This window comes from Cupriavidus sp. MEYA8, from assembly GCF_059278825.1.
In genome coordinates this window covers 2,687,514-2,706,966 of the sequence record NZ_CM181221.1, presented here as the reverse complement: position 1 = coordinate 2,706,966, position 19,453 = coordinate 2,687,514, and the positions used below count along the sequence as shown (strand labels likewise).

Here is a 19,453-nt window from a genome sequence, read left to right as displayed (position 1 = left end):
TCGCCGCCGGATAATGCCGGTTTTTTCTGCCGGCGCGGCCCCGGCCGCGGCCGCCTCGTCCCCACTCCGAGCCCTCAGCATGAACGATGCCGCACACCCCTTGCCTGGCGAGCTTTCCGGAGACCTCCCCGGTCATCTGCCTGGCCTGCCCGAGCCGCTGACCCACGAAAGCCCGGCCGACGACGACTACCACCGCCGCTTCGGCGGCGTCGCGCGGCTGTATGGCGCTGCCGGGCTGGCACGGCTTGAGGCGGCCCATGTGTGCGTGGTCGGCATCGGCGGCGTGGGCAGCTGGGCCGCCGAGGCGCTGGCGCGCAACGCGGTCGGCCGCATCACGCTGATCGACCTCGACCATATCGCGCTGTCCAACACCAACCGGCAGGTCCACGCGCTGGGCGATGCCTACGGGCGCGCCAAGGTCGAGGCCATGGCCGAGCGCATCGTCGCCATCAACCCGCGCTGCCGGGTGACGCAGGTCGACGACTTCGTCACCACCGACAACGTGCCCGTGCTGCTCGGCGCCGGCTATGACTACGTGATCGACGCCATCGACGCCGTGCGCGTCAAGACTGAAATGCTCGGCTGGGCGCGGCGCCAGGGCGTGCCGGTGATCACCTGCGGCGGCGCCGGCGGCCAGCTCGATCCCACGCGCGTGCGCATCGACGACCTGGCGCGCACGATCCAGGACCCGCTGCTGTCCAAGGTGCGCGCGGGGCTGCGCAAGCAGTGGGGTTTCACGCGCGACCCCAAGAAGAAGTTCGGCATTGCCGCGGTCTATTCCGACGAGCCGCTGCAGTATCCGGAGCCTGAGCAGCAGGCCTGCGAGATCGACGAGGCGCCGCCGCACGATGGGCACGCCGGCCATCCGGTTGCGAGCGGGCCGCAGGGGCTGGCCTGCGCGGGCTTCGGCTCGTCGGTGGCGGTGACGGCCGTGTTCGGCTTCGTGGCGGCGTCGGCGGCGATCGGCGCGATCGTGCGCGGCTAAGGCCGCACAGCGTCAGCCGCCGCACAACGTTCAGGCGCTCAACGCGCGCAGCAGGCCGTCGACCTCGGCCTCGCCCGGCGCCAGGTTGTCGAAGAAGATCAGTTCGGGATATTCGTCCGCGGCCGGCATGAAGCGCCGCGTGCGGTACGCGTCCCAGTGCTGCAGCTTGTAGGCGTCGTTAGGGTTGCCGCGCCGGATGATGCGCGCGTGCGCTTCGTCTTCCGGCAGGTGCACCCAGACGATGCGGACGGTGGTTCCTTGCGGCACCTGCAGCCATTCCGGATCGTTCAGCAGGTGGGCGCGAATCTCGCGCGACAGCGGGCCGATCACCAGTACGCTGATGCCCAGCGCCAGGTTTTCCCGCGCGGTATCGAGCAGGCCCTGGTATTCGGGGTCGCGCAGGTTGTCGAGGTAGGCCGGGCTGTCGCGGTCGTTGGGGTCGCCGGTGATCGCGGCCATGGCAGCGGCGCTGTAGCGGCCGTACAGCGTGTCCTTGTCGAGCAGGCAGAAGGGCTCGCCGGTGGCCTGCATCAGCGGGCCGATCAGGCGGTGGGCAAGGCTGGTCTTGCCGGTGCCGGCATGGCCGCAGAAGAAGATCAGTCGTGGCATGTGCGATAAAGGTGGCGGGCGGGGCGCATACCCCACAGCATACCCGCCCGGCTTGCGCAAGATCAGATGCGGGCCGCGGCGATTCGGTATCCTTGCCGTTTCCCACACGATTTCCCCACGATTGCCGCCGCTCCCCATGGACGCCAAAGACCAGCTTTCCTCCGCCGGCCTGCCCGAAGACCTCCATCTCGGCGAACCGGTCACCGATGCCACCCACGCCGAGTTCGTGCAATTGCTGGCCGCGGTGGCCAGTGCCGACGATGCCGGCTTCCTGGCCGCGATGGACGAGTGGATCGACCATACGCGCCACCATTTCGCGCAGGAAGAACAGTGGATGGAGGCGATGGGTTTCGGCCCGCGCCATTGCCACGCGGGCGAGCACAAGCAGGTGCTGGCCGTGGCCGTCGCCGTGCGCGACAAGGTCCGGACCGACGGCGAATTCGGGCTGGGCCGCCGGCTGGTGTCCGAGCTGTCAGGCTGGTTCGACCATCACGTCAAGTCGATGGACACGATGATGGTCGAGCATATGCGCGAGAACGGCTTCACGCTGGTGGAAGGGCCGGCTGAGGCGGCCTGAATCCCCCGAAGCCGGCCGAAGCCAGGTCAGGCAGGCCGCGCCGCGTCGCGGTCGATCACCACGAAATACTTGCGCACCGGCTCCAGCACCTGGAACAGGCCGGTGAAGCCCGCCGGGATCACACAGGCGTCGCCCGGGCCGAACTCGCTGGCCTGGCCGGACTCGTCGCTGATGCGGATGCGGCCGCTGATCACATGGAAGAACTCTTCCTTGCCCGCCGGGAAGGCGATGCGCCACGCGCCGGGCTCGCAGGCCCAGATACCGCAATCGAAATCGCCGTGTTCGGCGCTGTAGTGCGTCCAGGTGGTGCGGTCGGGGTTGCCCGACACCAGGCGGTCGGGCCGCGGGCGGTCGTGGGTCGGGGCGGGTTCGGTCCTGAAATCGATCAGGCGGGGCGTGGACATGGCGCCTGGCTCCCGCTCAGTTCAGCGACGTGCTCAGCTGGCGGCGCCAGCGCGACACCACTTCGGGCCGGTCGGCCAGCATCTCGAATACCGACAGCATGGTCTTGCGGCCGATATCGTCCTCGAAGCCGCGGTCGGTGCGCACGATCGCCAGCAGCTGCTCCAGCGCCGGCTCGTATTGCTGGCGCGCGATCATCAGCCGCGCCAGGTCCAGCCGGGCCGCCAGGTCGCGCGGATCGGCGGCGATGCGGCCGGTGAGGGTGGCCTCATCGGGCAGGCCGGCGGCGTTTTCCATGGCTTCGATGCGCGTGCGCAGGGCGCCGTAGCCATCTTCATGCTCGGCGCGCGGCGAGAGCGCCGCGAATTCCGCCCTGGCCCGGTCGACGGCGTTGCCGTCCAGCAGGAAGCCGATATAGGCCAGCCGCGGGGCGTCGGATTCCGGGTCCGCGGCAATCGCGTCGGCGAACAGGGTCTCGGCGCCGTCGCGGTTGCCGGCGGCGGCCAGTTCCTGCGCCTCGGCCAGCGGCGACCTGGCCTGGCCCGGCGCCAGCCGGCCCAGGAACTCGCGCAGCCCCGATTCCGGCAGCACGCCGGTGAACTGGTCCACGGCCTGGCCGTCGGCGATCGCCACCACATGGGGGATGCTGCGCACGCCGAAATGCGCGGCCAGCTCCTGGTTCTCGTCGACATTGACCTTGACCAGTTTCCAGCTGCCTTCGGCTTCTGCCTCCAGCCGTTCCAGCATCGGGCCCAGCGTGCGGCAGGGGCCGCACCAGGGCGCCCAGAAATCGACCAGCACCGGCGCCTGGTGCGAGGCGTCGATCACTTCGGTCTCGAAATTCTGCAGGTTGACGTCGCTCATGAACAATCCTGGAAAGAGGCGGAGATCCCTCTATTGTGAGGGCGAAGGCGCCAAATACAACGGCTGCCCGTTGTGTTCGGCCGTAGCCGCTCGCCGGCGTCCGGGAAAGTCACCGGTTGAAAATAGAACGATCGTTCAGTTATAGTCCTTGACCATACCGACAGACCCGGTCCGAAGACCGACGCACAGGAGACGTTTCATGCAGAACCCAGCTCGCCCGCATTTCCAGTTCTGGCCAAGGCGCCTGCCGACCGCCATCGTGCTGCCCGAGACGTCGCTCTGGTACAACCTGGAAGTGTCCGCGCTGCGCTATGCCGACAAGGCGGCGATCCGCTATTTCGGCAACGCCATCACCTTCCGCGAACTGGAAGCGCAGGCCACCGCGCTGGCCGGATGGCTGCAGCAGAAGGCGGGTGTGAAGAAGGGCGAGCGGGTGCTGCTGTACATGCAGAACTGCCCGCAGTTCATCATCAGCTACTACGCGATCCTGCGCGCTGACGCCGTGGTGGTGCCGGTCAACCCGATGAACCGCGCCGAGGAGTTCAAGCACTACGTCACCGATGCGCAGGCGCGCGTGGCGATCTGCACCGCCGACCTGGCCGCCGGCGTGGACCAGGCCGTGGCGGAACTGGCGCCGGCCGAGCGCCTGCAGCACCTGCTGGTGACGCAGTACGCCGACGCGCTGCCGCCCACGCACGAGCACCCCGAAGACGCGCCGCCCGCGTGGCTGACCACGCCGCACGCGCTGCCCGCCGGCGCGACCGCATGGGCCGAGGCGCTGGCCGCAGGCCTGCAGCCGGGGCCGCATACTGCCGGGCCCGACGACATGGCGGTGATGCCGTACACCTCCGGCACCACCGGCTTTCCCAAGGGCTGCATCCATACGCACCGCTCGGTCATGCACAACATTGTCGGCGGCGCGACCTGGTCGGGTTCGGGCGCCGAGTCGGTGATCCTGTCGGTGCTGCCGCTGTTCCACGTCACCGGCATGCAGTACGGCATGAACGGCCCGATCTACAGCGGCGCCACCGTGGTGATGCTGCCGCGCTGGGACCGCGAGGTGGCCGGCCGCCTGATCTCGCGCTACCAGGTCACGCACTGGACCAATATCCCGACCATGGTGATCGACTTCCTGGCCAGCCCCAACCTGGCGCAGTTCGACCTGTCGAGCCTGCGCTATATCGGCGGCGGCGGCGCGGCCATGCCGCAGGCCGTGGCCGAGCGCCTGCGCGAGCAGTTCGGGCTGCACTACCTGGAAGGCTACGGCCTGTCCGAGACCATGGCGCCGACGCACAGCAACCCGTCGGACCGGCCCAAGCTGCAGTGCCTGGGCGTGCCGACCTTCAACACCGACGCCCGCGTGATCGACCCGGTCACGCTCAGGGAACTGCCGCCCAACGAGATCGGCGAGATCATCGTCAGCGGCCCGCAGGTGTTCAAGGGCTACTGGGGCAAGGAAGACGCCACGCGCGAGTCCTTCATCGAGTTCGAGGGCAAGACCTTCTTCCGCACCGGCGACCTCGGGCGCATGGACGAGGAGGGCTACTACTTCATCACCGACCGCCTCAAGCGCATGATCAACGCGTCGGGCTTCAAGGTATGGCCGGCCGAGGTGGAGAACCTGCTGTACAAGCATCCCGACGTGCAGGAGGCCTGCATCATCGGCACCCGCGACCCGTACCGCGGCGAGACCGTCAAGGCGGTGGTGGTGCTGCGCGCCCATGCCAAGGGCAAGACCACGCCGGACGAGATCATCGATTGGGCCAAGGAGAACATGGCCGCGTACAAGTATCCGCGGGTGGTGGAGTTCGTGGACGCGCTGCCCAAGTCGGGGACCGGCAAGGTGATGTGGCGGCAACTGCAGGAGAGCGAGAACGCGCGAGCCGTGGCAGAGCAGAAGCCCGCGGCGGCCTGATCTGCGCCGCCAGCCTATGCCCGGGGCGGGTTCCCATTGCTGGCGAACCGCCACGGGGCGAGGCTCAATGCCCCCGCACTCGCATCAGCATCTTCACCATCGTCTTGTATCCCCGCTCGCGGGCATGGCGGGTCGGCGTCACGCCTTCGCGGTCGGCCAGGTTGGCGTCGGCGCCGGCATCCAGCAGCAACTGCACTGTTTCCTCGTAGCGCGTGCTGCCATCGCCCAGCACCACCGCTTCAAGCAGAGCCGTCCAGCCCAGGTTGTTGACGTGGTCGACGGCAATGCCCGCTTTCAGCAGCAGCTTCACCACTTCCACATGGCCCTGCTGGCTCGCGCCGATCAGTGCGGTGCCGTCGTAGCGGTCGGTGCTGGCCAGGTCCGCGCCATGCGCCAGCGCCAGCCGGACGATCTCGGCCTGGCCACTGGTGGCGGCCAGCAGGAACGGGCTGTTGGCGTCGGCGTCCTTGTGGTTCACGTCCGCGCCGGCCAGCATCAGCATCCGCGCGACTTCGACGTGGCGGCTCTGCACGGCGGCCAGCAGCGCGCTGCGCCCGCGTTCGTCGGCAGCGCGCGCGGTGGCGCCCGCGGCCAGCAGGCGCGCCACCATGTCCTGGTCGCCGATGCTGGCGGCGGTGATCAAATTGCGGTCGAGTGCGCTCAGGCCGTCGCTGCGCAGCGGTGCGCGCGCCGTGCCGCGCGGCTGCGCGGCGCCGGGCTGGCTGGCGCCGCCGGCCCCGGGCCGTGCCGCCAGGGTCTGGCCGCCCTGCGCCGCCAGCAGGCTGCCCCCCACCAGCAAGCCCATCAGGCCCAGCATCTCGTTGAGTACCTGTCTGCGGCTGCGGGCGGCGGGGCGCGTCATGGCGGGAACTCCTCGGCTCAGACGGTTTCGCGAGGCCGGTCCGGCAAGGGCGGGACGTCGTCCGTGCGGGTGCCGGCCGCGCCAGCCTGGGCGGCGGCGCTTTCGGCATCGGCCGCATCGTCCGCCTGGAGCTGGCGCCACAGCCGCCCCAGATAGGGGTCATCGACGCCGTTGGTGGCCAGCCCCAGCAGGGTTTGCTGCAGGTATTCGCGCGCCGGGCCGTACAGTCCGGCGGCGTGGCGAAGCCGCTCGACCACGCTGGTGTCCGGCAGCCGGCCGGCGTAGGACTCGTGCGTGCGGTTCATGACGAAGGCCAGGGCGCGTTGCCCGGGGCCCTGATCGCCATCGGCGCCGGTGCGGATGCGCAGCCAGCGCGGGTGGTACGCGCCGGTCAGCATCTCGCGGCGCCACAGCACGCGGAATTCCTGCTCGACCACGTGGCTGGGGATGCGGAACACCATGCCGTGGCAGCAGCCACCGCGATCCAGGCCCAGTACCAGCCCCGGATTGTCCCAGGTGCCGCGGTTGATGCGGGAGTAGAGGTAGAAGCCGCGGTGGTAGCCATGCACGGTCGCGCGCCGGCGCTCGGTGTGCACCACCATCGGGTTCCAGATCAGGGAGCCATAGCCGAACACCCAGACATCGCCGCCGAGCGCGGGGTCTTCGGGCTTGCATGCCAGCGCGTCGCAGAGGGACTGCTCCAGCACGTGCTCGGGCAACAGCGAGGACGCGACCGGGGTACTGCACAGCGAGGTGCGCAGCCGGTCGGATTCGAGGTCCTGTCGCGTAATGGCCATGCTGCAAGCATAAATCAAAGCTGCGTCCCGGGCAGGTGGGGAAAATGACATAACTGCCAGTTTTTCCCGGAAATGCCTGAGCCGGCGGCAGCGTTGTGGGCGCTGGACAACGGTCGCGGCCGCGTGGCGGCCTTGCTACCCGGCGTGATGCCGGATCGATGCATGCACGCGCACGCTTGTCCGCCGTCAGCCCGGAGCGTTTTGCTGGCCCGCGGTGGCGGGCAGTCTTTACAATGGGAGCCTCAATCCGACCAGGAGGAACCTGCGATGGCGCGTACGCTTACGGTGGTGTTCGGCAGCGGCAAGGAGTATGACTTCACGATCGGCGCGGACGAGCTGGCCGCGGTCGGCGAGGATGCGGCGTGGCGCTGGTTCGACCGGGAGTACACCGAACTCGATTGCCAGGCGTCGAGCCCGGTCGGCAAGGTGCTGGTGATCGACAAGATCCTGAACGTCGCCAAGTTTTCCGGAGAAGCGCGCTTCTCCGGCGATCCTGCCTGGGCGCAGGACTATGCGCGCCATGCGGCGCGTCTGCTGGACCGCGACAAGGTCCGCGTCGATGTCGGCAATGCCGCCATCGGTTTCTGAGTCCGCTGAGTCCGCTAACGAGGCGCGCGGCGCGCGCCCGTTTTGTCGCTCCCGCCCGCGCGGGAGCGACGTGGCGGCGATCAGACCGCCAGCAGTTCCACTTCAAACAGCAGCGTCGCGTTCGGCGGAATCACGCCGCCAGCGCCGCGCGCACCGTAGCCGAGGTCGGCCGGGATCACCAGGCGGCGCACGCCGCCGACCTTCATGCCCTGCACGCCTTCGTCCCAGCCGCGGATCACGTGGCCGGCGCCCAGCGGGAACACGAACGGGTCATTGCGGTCCTTGCTCGAATCGAACTTGCGGCCGGCCTGGCCGTTCTCGTACAGCCAGCCGGTGTAGTGCACGGTGACGTGCTTGCCGGCGGTGGCTTCGGCGCCAGAGCCGACGGTGGTGTCTTCGTATTGCAGGCCAGAGGGCGTGGTTTGCATGGTGATTTCCTTCCGATGAAAACTGGCAGGGACCAGTCGAGGTGAATCGGGAGCGCGGCGGTGGCCGCCTCGTTCAATCCTGGGCGCGCTGCAGCACGTCCAGTCGCAGTTGCACGTTGCGGTCGTCGTCGGCGACCCAGATATCGCCGTCCTGGATCGTCACCGACAGGCGCATCGCGCGCTGCGCCAGCGCGGCGAGCGCGTCGACCGCTTCTGTCGGGACATTGTAGACGGTGACGTTGCGCAGCTTGCCGGCCTTGCCCGCCATGCCCTTCCACCACTCGCGCGCGCTGGCGCCGCTGTAGGTGTACACGGTCACGCGCTCGGCGCGGGCGGCGGCGCGCTTCAGGCGCGCTTCGTCGGGCTGGCCCAGCTCGACCCAGTGGGCGATATCGCCGGTCAGGCGCTTGTCCCACAGGTCGGGCTCGTCGGGCTCATCCAGGCCGCGGGTGAAGGCCAGCGACTCGGTGGCTTCGCAGGCGAAGGCGAGCACGCGCACCATCATGCGCGCGTCATTCTCGGACGGATGCTGGGCGATGGTGAGGCTGTGGCTGCCGTAGTAGGGCCGGTCCATGTCGGAGACGGCCAGCTCGGCTTTGAAGATGGTGGACTTGAGCGCCATGAAGTGAGGTGTGCGGCTGCGTCCGGGCGCGGTGGCGCGGTACGCGAAAGGCCGCATCATACGCGATTCGGCGGCGCCGCCGTATGCGCGTGGGCAGGGCAAGGTGGGCCAGCCGGCACAAATGGCCGGCCAGGGACGCGGCTGGGGAACGACCTCAGCGCTTGCGGTATTCCTTCAGGTAGAAGCGCAGCAGCGCCGACAGCAGCAGCGTGGCCAGGAAGCCGGCTGCCACCACCAGCGCCTGGCCGGCATCGGTATCGAGCTGGCCGGCCACACCGAGGCGGAACAGCCAGGTGCCGACCATCATCGCCAGGAACGGCATCAGCAGGGCGCCGCGGCCGTAGGTGCGCACCGCCCACAGCGGGAAGCGGCGCAGGAATTCGCCCGGAATGCTGCACAGCAGGCAGGCGCCAGCGGCGGCCAGGGCGGCTGCGACGATGTCGCCGGAATGGATCTCGAACATGGTCTCTGTCTCGCGTTGCCGCACACGCGGCGGCGTGGCAGGGATTGAGCAAAGCGCTGATTCTACAAGAGAAAACTGCGCCGGAGGTGACGCGTTGGGCTAGCGCGCGGGGCTGGCCGCCGGCGATGCCTCTATCGCCACCTGAAGCGTCACGATGTCGCCCGCATCGGGCAGGAAGCGGGTCATGCCGAAGGCACTGCGCGGGACTTCGGCGCGGAAGTCGCCGCCGCACACCTGCCGCGCCACGCCGAACATCGTGACCTCGCCGCAGCGGAAGCGCTCGGCCTGCAGCCGCACCGGGTGGGTGACGCCGTGCAGGCTCAACTCGCCCTCGACCGCCACAAGCCGGCCGCCGTCGCTGATAAAGCGATCGGCACGCAGCCGCGCCACGGGAAACTGCGCGATATCGAAGAACTGTGCCGAGCGCAGCACGCCGTCGAGCGTGCGGTTGCCGGTGTCGACCGAGGCCAGGTCGACGGTCACGTCGACCGCGCCTGCACCGCTGTCGGCATCATAGACGATGCGGCCGTCGATCTTGCCGAAGCGCCCGCGCACCGAGCTGCGCTCGAAATGGCTGGCGCCGAAATAGACGGTGGTGTGGACCGGGTCGAGCGTGTATTCCACCGGTGCAGCGCCGGCGCCGGCGCTGCACAGCATGGCGATCGCAACGGCTGCCAGCAGGCGAACGGCTGCCGACATGGCTAGTGCACGAACACCGGCAGCAGGAAAATCCCCACCACCGACAGGTACCCGATGGTCCAGCATAGCGTGCGCAGCGTGGCCCGGTCGGTCAGGTAGCACACGGTGTAGAGGATGCGGGTGAGGATGAAGACCATCGACAGTTCGTCGATGCGCGCCTGCGGCGCTTGCAGGAAGCTGGCGGTGAGCACCGCCGCGGCAAAGAAGGGGAAGGCCTCGAAATGGTTGCGGTGCGCCAGGTCGGCGCGCCGCGCGCGCCCGGTCTGCTTGTCGAGCCAGCCGCGCGGGTCATGGTTGTCGAAGCCGGGCGCGCTGGCCTTGGCGATGGCTACCGTGGCGAGCGGCAGCACGCCGGCCAGCAAAACGCACCAGAACGCGATCGGCATGGTTTCGGTCCTTTCCGTTGCAGGGCCGCAGCCGCAGCAGCCGGGGCGGCCGCTGCGGCCGGTAGCGCGGTCAGGCGGCGACCACGCGGATCTCGATGCCCGCCAGGCCCACCACCTGCCCGGCGCGAATCTTCGCAGTCTTGCGCGATTCGGGCGCGCCGTCCACCGAGACTTCGCCGGAGGCGACCAGCGCCTTGCCGGCGCCGCCGCTGTCGCACACGCCAGCCAGCTTGAGCAGGTCGTTAAGGGCGATGAACTCGCCCTCGAGCGGGAAGGTGATGGTCTGCACCGGAGTTGCCTTGCCCATCACTTGCCCCAGCTGTCCTTCAACCCGACGATGCGGTTGAAGACCGGCTTGCCCGGCTGAGAATCATTGCGGTCGGCAACGAAGTAGCCGTGGCGCTCGAACTGGAACCGGTCTTCCGGCTGCGCCTCGCGCAGGCCCGGCTCCAGGTAGGCTGTGACCACCTTCTTGGAATCGGGATTGAGCGCGTCCAGGAAGTTCTTGCCGCCGGCGTCCGGGTTGGGGTCGTTGAACAGGCGGTCATACAGGCGCACCTCGGCCTCGTAGCCGTGCGCGGCGCTGACCCAGTGGATCACGCCCTTGACCTTGACGCTGTCGGCGCCCGGCGTGCCGCTCTTGGTATCGGGCAGGTAGTTGGCATGCACGGCGACGACGTTGCCGTCGGCGTCCTTGTCCACGCCGGTGCACTCGACCACGTAACCGTATTTCAGGCGCACCTTGTTGCCCGGGAACAGGCGGAAATAGCCCTTGGGCGGGGTCTCGTTGAAGTCCTCGCGCTCGATCCACAGTTCGCGCGACAGCGGGAACACGCGCTTGCCCAGTTCCGGCTTCTTCGGATGGACCGGGGCCGAGCATTCCTCGCTCTGGCCTTCGGGGTAGTTGTCGATGACCAGCTTGAGCGGGTCCAGCACGGCCACGCCGCGCGCGGCCCGGCCGTCCAGGTCGTCGCGCACCGCGCCTTCGAGCGTGCTCATGTCGATCCAGCTGTCGGCCTTGGCCACGCCGACGCGGTCGCAGAACAGCTGGATCGATTCCGGCGTATAGCCGCGGCGGCGCACGCCGACCAGCGTGGGCATGCGCGGGTCGTCCCAGCCGTCGACACGGTTCTCGTCGACCAGCTGCTTGAGCCTGCGCTTGCTGGTGATGGCGTAGGTCAGGTTCAGGCGCGCGAACTCATACTGGTGCGGCAGCGGGTCGCGGAACACGCCGGCGTCACGCAGGTGCTCCAGCACCCAGTCATACAGCGGGCGGTTGTTCTCGAACTCCAGCGTGCACAGCGAGTGCGAGATATTCTCCAGCGCGTCCGAGATGCAGTGGGTGAAGTCGTACATCGGATAGATGCACCACTTGTCGCCCGTGCGGTGGTGATGCGCGTGGCGGATGCGGTAGAGCACCGGGTCGCGCATCACGATGTTGGGCGCGGTCATGTCGATCTTGGCGCGCAGCACGTGCTCGCCGTCGCCGTACTTGTCGGCGCGCATGTCGCGGAACAGCTGCAGGTTTTCCTCGACGGTGCGGTCGCGGTAGGGCGAGGGCTTGCCCGGCTCGGAGAAGTTGCCGCGGCTGGCGGCGATCTGTTCGGCCGACTGGCTGTCCACGTAGGCGGCGCCGCGCTCGATCAGCGTCTCGGCAAAGGCGTAGAGCTGGTCGAAGTAGTCGCTGGCGTAGTACAGGTGCGGCTGCTTCTGGCCGTCCTTGCCTTCGCTGTCCCAGGAGAAGCCGAGCCAGTGCACGGCGTCGATGATCGAATCGACGTATTCGGTGTCTTCCTTGACCGGGTTGGTGTCGTCGAAGCGCAGGTGGCAGCGGCCGCCATAGTCGCGCGCCAGCCCGAAGTTCAGGCAGATGCTCTTGGCATGGCCGATATGCAGATAGCCGTTGGGCTCCGGCGGAAAGCGGGTGATGACGGTCGGCAGCGGCTCGCCTTGCTTGTCCTGGCGGCCGGCATAGGTGCCGGCGGCGAGGTCCTGGTCGATGATGCTCCGCAGGAAGTTGGAGGCGGCTGGGGTGCTGTCGGTAGGCTTGTTGTCGTGGCTCATGGTGGCGCCGGTTGGCCGGCCGGATGGATCGACGGGTTGGATCGATACGGTGGCCGGTCGGGTCGTCAGATTGCGTGGCGGAATGCCAATACCGGGATTTTACCGTGCCGGCGGCGCCGCACGCGGTGAGCATCGGCTCATTTATGGTTTGTCGGTTGCCGGCGCCGGTTGGCCGCACCGAAAGTGACGCGTCGGAGTAGCATGGAGACCCGTGCCGGCCGGCCACGGCCGCCAGTCCTTCACCGCAGCAGGAACGCCCATGAACGCCCACACCGATGCGGCACAAGTGCCGCCCATGCCCCACGATGTCGTTGCCGCGCTGTGGCGCGATGCCGGCCTGCCCGCGGAGGCGCTGGCCCATCTGCGCCTGGACGGCGCCGAGCCGGTGCTGCCTTCAAGCTTTGCCGTGGGGACCGCGGCGCAGGCCAGCCTGGCCGCGTCGGCGCTGGCCGCCGCCACGCTGTGGCAGGGCCGCAGCGGCCGCTGGCAGGACGTCAGCGTCGACATGCGCCACGCGATCACCGAGTTCCGCAGCGAGCGCTACCTGCGCGTCGACGGCGGTCCCGCGCCGGAGCTGTGGGACAAGATTGCCGGCACCTACCGCTGCGGCGACGGCCGCTGGGTCCGGCTGCACACCAATTTCCCGCATCACCGCGATGGCGTGCTGCGCCTGCTGGGCTGCGCCTATGACAAGGCGGCGGTGCAGGCGGCGCTGGAAAAGTGGGAAGCCGAAACGTTCGAAACCGCCGCGTCCGACGCCGGCCTGGTGGTCGCTGCGCTGCGCAGCTTCGACGAATGGGACCGCCATCCGCAGGCCGCGGCGCTGCGCGGCCTGCCGCCGGTGACGCTCGAGCGCATCGGCGATGCGCCGCCACAGCCATGGCCGGCGCCAACGTCTGCCGATGCGCGGCCGCTGTCGGGGGTGCGCGTGCTCGACTTCACCCGCATCATCGCCGGCCCGGTCGCCGGGCGCACGCTGGCCGCGCATGGCGCGGACGTGCTGCTGGTAACCTCCGCGCACCTGCCGTCGATCGCGCCGCTGGTGATCGACACCGGCCGCGGCAAGCGCAGCTGCCAGCTCGACCTGCGCGACCCTGATGACAAGCGCACGCTGCACAAGCTGCTCCACGGTGCCGACGTGATGGTGCAGGGCTACCGGCCCGGCGGCCTGGCCGAGCTGGGCGTGGGCGCGGAAGCCGCGGCGCGGGCGCGGCCGGGCATCGTCTACGTGTCGCTGAGCGCGTATGGCCACGTGGGGCCGTGGGCGCACAAGCGCGGCTTCGATTCGCTGGTGCAGACCGCCACCGGCTTCAACCACGCCGAGGCCGAAGCGGCCGGCAGCGACACGCCGCGGCCATTGCCGGCGCAGGTGCTGGATCATGCCGCGGGCTACCTGCTGGCATTCGGCGCGATGGCCGCGCTGCACCGGCGCGCGCTGGAAGGCGGCAGCTGGCACGTGCGCGTGTCGCTGGCCCAGGTGGGGCAGTGGCTGCGCGGGCTGGGGCGGGTGCCGCAGGGGCTGAAGGCGCCCGAGCAGAAGATCGACGATGTCGCCGACCTGCTCGAAGCGGTGCCGTCCGGCTTCGGCATGCTGACCGTGGTGCGCCACGCGGCGCTGCTGTCCGGGACGCCGGCGCGCTGGACGCTGCCGTCCGAGCCGCTCGGCACGCACGCGCCGGAGTGGCTGCCGCGCTAGTACAGAGTATTACGCTGCCGTTCGGGCAGCTCGCGGTCATAGGCGGCGCCGTCGATGGCGTTCTCGCTCAGCGTGGCCAGGATCTTGCCGTTGCTCGGCAGCGTCTGCCGTGCGACCTGCGCGTCCGCGGACCACAGGCGCGAGCGGATCAGCGCGCGGGCGCACTGGAAGAACACCGACTGCACCGTGATCACGAGCACCGTGGTCGGTGCCTTGCCGTCGACCACGCAGCGCGCGATCAACGCCGGGTCGACGCTGATCTGCGCGGTGCCGTTGACACGGATGGTCTCGTTGACGCCGGGGATTACGAACAGCAGGCCGACGCGCGGATCGGCCACGATATTGCGCAGGCTGTCGATGCGGTTGTTGCCGCGCCGGTCGGGCAGCAGCAGCGTGCGCTCGTCCAGCACCTGCACGAAACCGGGCATGTCGCCGCGCGGCGAGCATTCGGCCCAGTCGTCGGCGACGGTCGACAGCAGGCAGAACGGTGCGGCCTCGATAAAGGCGCGGTATGCGGGTGCAGGTAGTCAACTTCCTTGGACAGCGAAGGTGCCGCGGGCTGGGCGTAGAGCGCTTCCAGTTCGGCCAGGGAGGTGATGGCGTGCGAGGTCATGGCGGGGCGGTTGGCGGGGCAAGCGACAATGTAGCGCAGCCGGCGGCGCTGCGCAGGGCGGTCAGAGTGTCACGGTGCCGCGGCCAATCTCCAGCACGCGGCCGCCCACGCGGATCGCGCCGTCCGTGCCGACCGACAAGCGCAGCCGGCACGGGCGGCCGACGGCCTCGCCCTGGTCGATGATGTATTCCGCCGGCAGCGCGCGGCTGGTGGCGAGCAGCCAGCCACCGAGGTTGGCGCAGGCCGAGCCCGTGCCCGGATCCTCGGCCACGCCGCCGCCCTGCTTGGCGAAGAAATAGCGCGACAGCACGCGGCCAGGCTGTTCGGGATCGAAGGCGAACACGTACGCGGTCTTGCGGCCCAGGCTGCTCTGCGGCCAGATGTCGAGCCGCGCGCTGTCGGGATTGGCGCGTCCCACGGCATCGGTGCTGTTCACGGCCACCAGCAACTGGTCGGCGCCGGTGTCGACCCACATCGGCGACACCAGCAGGTCGCTCTCCTGCAGGCCGAGCAGGCTTGCCATCCCGGCATCGGGCAGGCCGGCCGGGGCGGTCTTCGGCATGCCGCTGTGCGGTGCGGTGAAAGTCCACACATCGCCCTGCGCCGTCACCGGGACCACGCCGGCGAGGAACTCGAGCGTCAGCGTGTCGCCGGTGCCGGCCAATTCGCGCACCACGTGCGCGGTGCCCAGCGTGGGGTGACCGGCGAAACGCATCTCATGGCCGGGCGTGAAGATGCGCACACGCGCGCTGGCATTGTCCGACGGCAGAATAAAGGTGGTTTCCGACAGGTTGAACTGCAGCGCAAGCGCCTGCATGGTGGCCTCGTCCAGGCCGCGCGCGTCTTCGAACACGCACAGGGGATTGCCGCCGAAGGTAGATTCGGCGAAGACGTTGAGCAGGCGGAAGGCGTAGGTGGGCATGGTGCGGGCTCCGGAAGCATCCGAGCAGTGTACGGAGGCGGAGTCGGTGCGCCATGCACAGTTGGCGGGGTTGTGGGCGGGCCAGTTGCGGGGTTTGCTCCCCTCTCCCGCGTGCGGGAGAGGGAGAACACCTTGCTTAGGCTAGCTCGGGCGGCTTGGGTGCACCCAAAACCGTTGGCTTCGTTGGTGGCTCAGAACCCCACCGCCTGCCCGTCGCGCCGGCTGTCGCTGGCGGCCACGTACCCTTGCTCCGGATCGTCCGACAGGCGCCAGATAAACTGGCCCGAGCCAAAGTCCATGTACGGGTCTTCCACCGACTTCAACTGGTGCCCGCGCGCCTTCAGCCCTGCGACCGTGGCCGGGTCCATGGTGCCTTCCACGTCCAGCGTGAAATCGCGGTTGACCTTCCAGCGGGGCGCGCAGCATGCGGCCTGCGGCTGCTGGTTGTAGTCCAGCATGCGCACCACCGTCTGCAGGTGGCCCTGCGGCTGCATGTCGCCGCCCATCACGCCGAAGCTCATCACCGGATGGCCGTTTTTCGTCAGGAAGGCCGGGATGATGGTGTGGAACGGGCGCTTGCCGCCGGCCACGGCGTTGGCGGACCTGGGATCCATCGAGAAGCCCACGCCGCGGTTCTGCAGGCTGATGCCGGTGCCCGGCACCACCACGCCAGAGCCGAAGCCCATGTAGTTCGACTGGATGAACGAGACCATCATGCCGCTCTCGTCGGCGGCGGTCAGGTAGATGGTGCCGCCCACCTTGGGCATGCCGAAGTTGAAATGCGTGGCGCGCTGCATGTCGATCAGCCTGGCGCGCGATTTCAGGTACGCGTCATCCAGCATCTGTTCCGGCGTGACTTCCATGCTGCGCGGGTCGGCCACGTAGCGGTACAGGTCGGCGAAGGCCAGCTTCATCGCTTCGATCTGCAGGTGCTGCGAATCGACGGAGTCGACCGGGATCGAGGCCATGTCGAACTGGCTGAGGATGCCCAGCGCCACCAGCGCGGCAATGCCCTGGCCGTTGGGCGGGATCTCGTGCAGTTCGTAGCCGCGGTAGGCCTTGCTGATCGGCTTGACCCAGTCGGGGCGATAGTTGCGCAGGTCGTCAAGCGTCATCGCGCCGCCGCACTGCTTGCTGAAGGCGGCGATCTTCTCGGCGATCTCGCCTTCGTAGTAGGCGCGGCCGCGGGTCTCGCCAATCTTGCGCAGCGTCTCGGCGGCAGCCTTCATGGTGAACTTCTCGCCGACCAGCGGCGCGCGGCCATTGGGCATGAAGGTCTCGGCGTAGCCCGGCTGGTCCTTCAGCTCGGGCACAGCGGCGGCCCACTTGTGCGCCACCACGGGCGGCACGGCGTAGCCACGCTCGGCGATCTCGATCGCCGGCTCCATCAGGTCGGCGAACGGCAGCTTGCCGAAGCGCTCGTGCATCGCCGCCCAGCCGGCGATCACGCCGGGCACGGTGACCGAGTCCCAGCCGCGGATCGGGCGGTTGGCCAGGCCGTTGGCGTCGGTGCCGTACTTGTTCCTGAAGTACTCCGGGTTCCAGGCGGCCGGGGCCACGCCGGAGGAGTTCAGGCCATGCAGCTCCTTGCCGTCCCACAGGATGGCGAAGGCATCGCTGCCCAGGCCGCACGATACCGGCTCGACGATGGTGATCGCGGCCGCCGCGGCGATGGCCGCATCGACGGCATTGCCGCCCTTGAGCAGCATGCGCAGGCCGGCCTGCGCAGCCAGCGGGTGCGAGGTGGACACCACGTTGCGCGCAAACAGCGGGATGCGCACGGAGGGGTAGGGGTTGGTCCAGTTGAAGTTCTGCATGGCTTTGTCTGTCGTTTCAGGAAGCGGCCGGGCCGTGGTGGGCGCCGGCAGCGTTGGCACTCGCGGTGCCGTTATTCTGCCGTGATCTTGCGATCCCTGATCAGCTTGCCCCAGCGGGCGCTGTCCTTCTTCACCATGGCGGCAAACTGCGCCGGCGTGCCGCCGACCGGCTCGGCGCCCAGCTTGCCCAGTCGTTCCCTGACCTCGGGCGACTGGATGGCGTTGTTGAACTCGGCATTCAGGCGATTGACGATGTCCGCCGGCATCCCCTTGGGCCCGTAGATGCCGAACCACGTATCCGACTCAAAGCCGGGCAGCCCCGACTCGCTGGCCGTGGGGATCTCCGGTGCCAGCGGCGAGCGCCTGGCGCTGGTCACCGCCAGCGCCTTGAGCTTGCCGTCCTTCACATGCGGCAGCCCCGAGACGATGCTGTCGAACAGCACCTGCACTTTGCCCGAGATCAGGTCGGGCACGGCCAGCGCGGTGCCGCGGTAGGGGATATGGGTGATGAACACGCCGGCCTGCGCCTTGAACGCCTCGGCGGTCAGGTGCACCACGGTGCCATTGCCGCTGGAGGCGTAGTTGAGTTCGCCGGGATGCTTCTTGGCGTAGTCGACCAGTTCGCGCACGTTCTTCACCGGCAGGCTGTTCGGCACCACCAGCACGTTGGTGGCGATCGCCACCTGGCCGATGGGGGTGAAGTCGGTCTCGGTGTTGTACGGCAGGCGGGTGTTGATGTACGGGCCGATCGAGTGCGTGCTGGTGGTCGCGATCAGCAGCGTGTAGCCGTCCGGCGCGGCCTTGGCCGCCATGTCGGAACCGATCGCGCCGCCGGCGCCCGGGCGGTTGTCCACCACGATCTGCTGGCCGATGTCGGTGCCTACCTTCTGGGCGATGGCGCGCGCCAGCAGGTCGGTCGCGCCGCTTGCCGGGAAGGGCACGATCAGGCGGATCGGCTTGCCGGGATAGTTGTCGGCCAGTGCGGGCGTCGTGGCCAGGCACATGCCACAGGCAGCGGCGATGCCGGCGAGGCGCAGCCAGGATTTCATGCTTGTCTCCGGAGTCAGGCTTGGGGCGGGCATACAGCGGGCAAGGATTGATGAGCCCGCTTAATTATTCCGTGCCGCCGGTCACAAAGAAAGCTAATATTTCTTTCCAATGTCACAAGGAAAATTTAAGTATCGACGCAGCTTTGCAGCATCGCGCACGGGCACCGATGAGCACTATCCGATTCCTTCGTACCTTCGTTTCCGTAGCCGACCAGGGCTCCTTTGCCGCAGCCGCCGGCCAGGTGGCCCTGACCCAGGCCGCTGTCAGCCTGCAGATGCGCGCGCTCGAAAGCGAACTGCGGCGTGAATTGTTCGACCGCAACGGCCGCGTCGCGGTGCTCAATGCCGATGGCCGCGCGCTGTTGCCGCAGGCGCGGCGCCTGCTCGCCCTGTACGAAGAGATGCGGCTGCCGCTGGCATCGGACCAGGCCATGGCCGGTGCCGTGGCCGTGGGCGCGGTGGTGTCGGTGATGGGCGGCCTGTCGCACGCGGTGGCCCGCATGAAGCGCACCTACCCGGCGCTCGACGTGCGCCTGGTCGGCGCCAAGTCGATCGAGCTGGCGGCACAGGTCGAGGCCGGCGAGCTCGACGCGGCGATCCTGGTGGAAGGCGCCACGCGGATTCCCGGCACGCTGCGCTGGACGCCGCTGTACCAGGAGCCGCTGGTGGCGATCGCCGCACGCGGCAGCCCCGGCCGCGATGCGCGCGAGGCGCTTGCCGGGAATCCTTACCTGCGCTTCGACCGCAGCCAGCGCACCGGCGTGCTGGTCGAGCGCGCGCTGCGCCGCGCGCACCTGAAGGTCAACGAGTTCCTCGAGCTGAACGCCATCGAGGCGCTGGTCGAGCTGGTGCGCCAGGAGGTGGGCGTGACCGTAGTGCCGCTGCTGCGGCGCGCGCGCTGGCACGACGACGAGGCGCTGCGCATCCTGCCTCTGCTGGTCAACGGCGAGCCGGTCATGCGCCACATCGGCATGCTCGAGCGGCGCGACCACGGGCGCGGGCAGGTAACGGCGGCGGTGCGGGCGGCATGCAGCGAACTGTTTGGCGCCTGAGTGGCACCAGAAGCCGGTCGCCATGGCGCCATAAGCGCGGTCT

General features: G+C 68.9%; 21 protein-coding genes and 1 pseudogene. 6 read left to right on the top strand and 16 right to left on the bottom strand.

Annotation, left to right across the window (positions count from 1 at the left end; genetic code table 11):
* Positions 1-79 precede the first annotated feature (79 nt).
* Positions 80-985 (top strand): tRNA cyclic N6-threonylcarbamoyladenosine(37) synthase TcdA, encoded by a 906-nt coding sequence (gene tcdA / locus AC5WJ1_RS12605; RefSeq protein WP_240745892.1) that lies wholly within the window; start codon positions 80-82, stop codon positions 983-985.
* A 30-nt stretch (positions 986-1,015) separates the two neighbouring features.
* Here tcdA and AC5WJ1_RS12600 read toward each other — a convergent pair whose 3' ends face one another.
* On the bottom strand, positions 1,016-1,594 hold the full coding sequence (locus AC5WJ1_RS12600; protein WP_135705675.1) for a P-loop nucleotide/nucleoside kinase family protein: 579 nt from the start codon (positions 1,592-1,594) through the stop codon (positions 1,016-1,018).
* A gap of 136 nt (positions 1,595-1,730) precedes the next feature.
* Here AC5WJ1_RS12600 and AC5WJ1_RS12595 point away from each other — a divergent pair, with 136 nt between their 5' ends.
* Complete coding sequence (locus AC5WJ1_RS12595; RefSeq protein WP_133092394.1) at positions 1,731-2,171, top strand: bacteriohemerythrin; 441 nt, start codon at positions 1,731-1,733, stop codon at positions 2,169-2,171.
* Between the two features lie 26 nt (positions 2,172-2,197).
* Here AC5WJ1_RS12595 and AC5WJ1_RS12590 read toward each other — a convergent pair whose 3' ends face one another.
* Together AC5WJ1_RS12590 and trxA are read right to left on the bottom strand one after the other, a co-directional pair.
* Complete coding sequence (locus AC5WJ1_RS12590; RefSeq protein ID WP_133092393.1) at positions 2,198-2,575, bottom strand: cupin domain-containing protein; 378 nt, start codon at positions 2,573-2,575, stop codon at positions 2,198-2,200.
* Positions 2,576-2,591: 16 nt separating this feature from the next.
* Positions 2,592-3,437, bottom strand: coding sequence for a thioredoxin (gene trxA, locus AC5WJ1_RS12585; protein ID WP_133092392.1), 846 nt, complete (start codon positions 3,435-3,437; stop codon positions 2,592-2,594).
* Between the two features lie 199 nt (positions 3,438-3,636).
* Here trxA and AC5WJ1_RS12580 point away from each other — a divergent pair, with 199 nt between their 5' ends.
* On the top strand, positions 3,637-5,352 hold the full coding sequence (locus AC5WJ1_RS12580) for a long-chain fatty acid--CoA ligase (RefSeq protein WP_135705674.1): 1,716 nt from the start codon (positions 3,637-3,639) through the stop codon (positions 5,350-5,352).
* 64 nt (positions 5,353-5,416) lie between these two features.
* Here AC5WJ1_RS12580 and AC5WJ1_RS12575 read toward each other — a convergent pair whose 3' ends face one another.
* Together AC5WJ1_RS12575 and AC5WJ1_RS12570 are read right to left on the bottom strand one after the other, a co-directional pair.
* A complete protein-coding gene (locus AC5WJ1_RS12575) occupies positions 5,417-6,214 on the bottom strand; it encodes an ankyrin repeat domain-containing protein (protein ID WP_135705673.1) in 798 nt (265 codons plus the stop codon).
* 17 nt (positions 6,215-6,231) lie between these two features.
* Complete coding sequence (locus tag AC5WJ1_RS12570) at positions 6,232-7,011, bottom strand: gamma-glutamylcyclotransferase (RefSeq protein ID WP_135705672.1); 780 nt, start codon at positions 7,009-7,011, stop codon at positions 6,232-6,234.
* A gap of 267 nt (positions 7,012-7,278) precedes the next feature.
* Between AC5WJ1_RS12570 and AC5WJ1_RS12565 the strand changes: the two genes are divergently transcribed.
* The gene (locus AC5WJ1_RS12565) at positions 7,279-7,599 is read left to right on the top strand and encodes a hypothetical protein (RefSeq protein ID WP_133097387.1); all 321 of its coding nucleotides are present in this window, start codon (positions 7,279-7,281) and stop codon (positions 7,597-7,599) included.
* A gap of 80 nt (positions 7,600-7,679) precedes the next feature.
* Here AC5WJ1_RS12565 and AC5WJ1_RS12560 read toward each other — a convergent pair whose 3' ends face one another.
* From AC5WJ1_RS12560 to AC5WJ1_RS12530, 7 genes are all read right to left on the bottom strand, one after another.
* Positions 7,680-8,027, bottom strand: coding sequence for an FKBP-type peptidyl-prolyl cis-trans isomerase (locus tag AC5WJ1_RS12560; RefSeq protein WP_018008195.1), 348 nt, complete (start codon positions 8,025-8,027; stop codon positions 7,680-7,682).
* 73 nt (positions 8,028-8,100) lie between these two features.
* Positions 8,101-8,649 (bottom strand): YaeQ family protein, encoded by a 549-nt coding sequence (locus AC5WJ1_RS12555; protein ID WP_195427359.1) that lies wholly within the window; start codon positions 8,647-8,649, stop codon positions 8,101-8,103.
* A 154-nt stretch (positions 8,650-8,803) separates the two neighbouring features.
* Positions 8,804-9,112 (bottom strand): hypothetical protein, encoded by a 309-nt coding sequence (locus AC5WJ1_RS12550; RefSeq protein WP_133097388.1) that lies wholly within the window; start codon positions 9,110-9,112, stop codon positions 8,804-8,806.
* A 99-nt stretch (positions 9,113-9,211) separates the two neighbouring features.
* Positions 9,212-9,811, bottom strand: a complete 600-nt coding sequence (locus AC5WJ1_RS12545) for a YceI family protein (RefSeq protein WP_195427330.1) — start codon at positions 9,809-9,811, stop codon at positions 9,212-9,214.
* Positions 9,812-9,813: 2 nt separating this feature from the next.
* Complete coding sequence (locus tag AC5WJ1_RS12540) at positions 9,814-10,197, bottom strand: MAPEG family protein (RefSeq protein WP_133097389.1); 384 nt, start codon at positions 10,195-10,197, stop codon at positions 9,814-9,816.
* 70 nt (positions 10,198-10,267) lie between these two features.
* A complete protein-coding gene (locus tag AC5WJ1_RS12535; RefSeq protein WP_195427331.1) occupies positions 10,268-10,504 on the bottom strand; it encodes an RNA-binding S4 domain-containing protein in 237 nt (78 codons plus the stop codon).
* A complete protein-coding gene (locus AC5WJ1_RS12530; RefSeq protein WP_135705670.1) occupies positions 10,504-12,261 on the bottom strand; it encodes a glutamine--tRNA ligase/YqeY domain fusion protein in 1,758 nt (585 codons plus the stop codon). Before AC5WJ1_RS12530 ends, AC5WJ1_RS12535 begins: the two co-directional genes overlap by 1 nt.
* Positions 12,262-12,520: 259 nt before the next feature.
* On the opposite strand from AC5WJ1_RS12530, the gene AC5WJ1_RS12525 reads away from it, so the two are divergent.
* Positions 12,521-13,957, top strand: a complete 1,437-nt coding sequence (locus AC5WJ1_RS12525; RefSeq protein WP_135705668.1) for a CoA transferase — start codon at positions 12,521-12,523, stop codon at positions 13,955-13,957.
* On the opposite strand, the pseudogene AC5WJ1_RS12520 reads toward AC5WJ1_RS12525, so the two are convergent.
* The 4 genes and pseudogenes from AC5WJ1_RS12520 to AC5WJ1_RS12505 all read right to left on the bottom strand — a co-directional run bounded on the left by AC5WJ1_RS12520 (position 13,954) and on the right by AC5WJ1_RS12505 (position 18,358).
* Positions 13,954-14,570 (bottom strand): annotated as a pseudogene (locus tag AC5WJ1_RS12520) (pyridoxamine 5'-phosphate oxidase family protein). The gene AC5WJ1_RS12525 and the pseudogene AC5WJ1_RS12520 sit on opposite strands and share 4 nt — an antisense overlap.
* 61 nt (positions 14,571-14,631) lie before the next feature.
* A complete protein-coding gene (locus AC5WJ1_RS12515) occupies positions 14,632-15,492 on the bottom strand; it encodes a PhzF family phenazine biosynthesis protein (protein ID WP_195427332.1) in 861 nt (286 codons plus the stop codon).
* A gap of 191 nt (positions 15,493-15,683) precedes the next feature.
* Entirely contained in the window at positions 15,684-17,309 is a 1,626-nt protein-coding gene (gene ggt / locus AC5WJ1_RS12510; RefSeq protein WP_133097394.1) for a gamma-glutamyltransferase, read from the bottom strand.
* Positions 17,310-17,380: 71 nt separating this feature from the next.
* Positions 17,381-18,358 carry a Bug family tripartite tricarboxylate transporter substrate binding protein gene (locus AC5WJ1_RS12505; RefSeq protein WP_195427333.1) on the bottom strand — a complete coding sequence of 326 codons (978 nt, stop codon included), beginning with the start codon at positions 18,356-18,358 and terminating at the stop codon, positions 17,381-17,383.
* Positions 18,359-18,525: 167 nt separating this feature from the next.
* Between AC5WJ1_RS12505 and AC5WJ1_RS12500 the strand changes: the two genes are divergently transcribed.
* Positions 18,526-19,410 (top strand): LysR substrate-binding domain-containing protein, encoded by an 885-nt coding sequence (locus tag AC5WJ1_RS12500; RefSeq protein WP_135705664.1) that lies wholly within the window; start codon positions 18,526-18,528, stop codon positions 19,408-19,410.
* Positions 19,411-19,453: the final 43 nt, after the last annotated feature.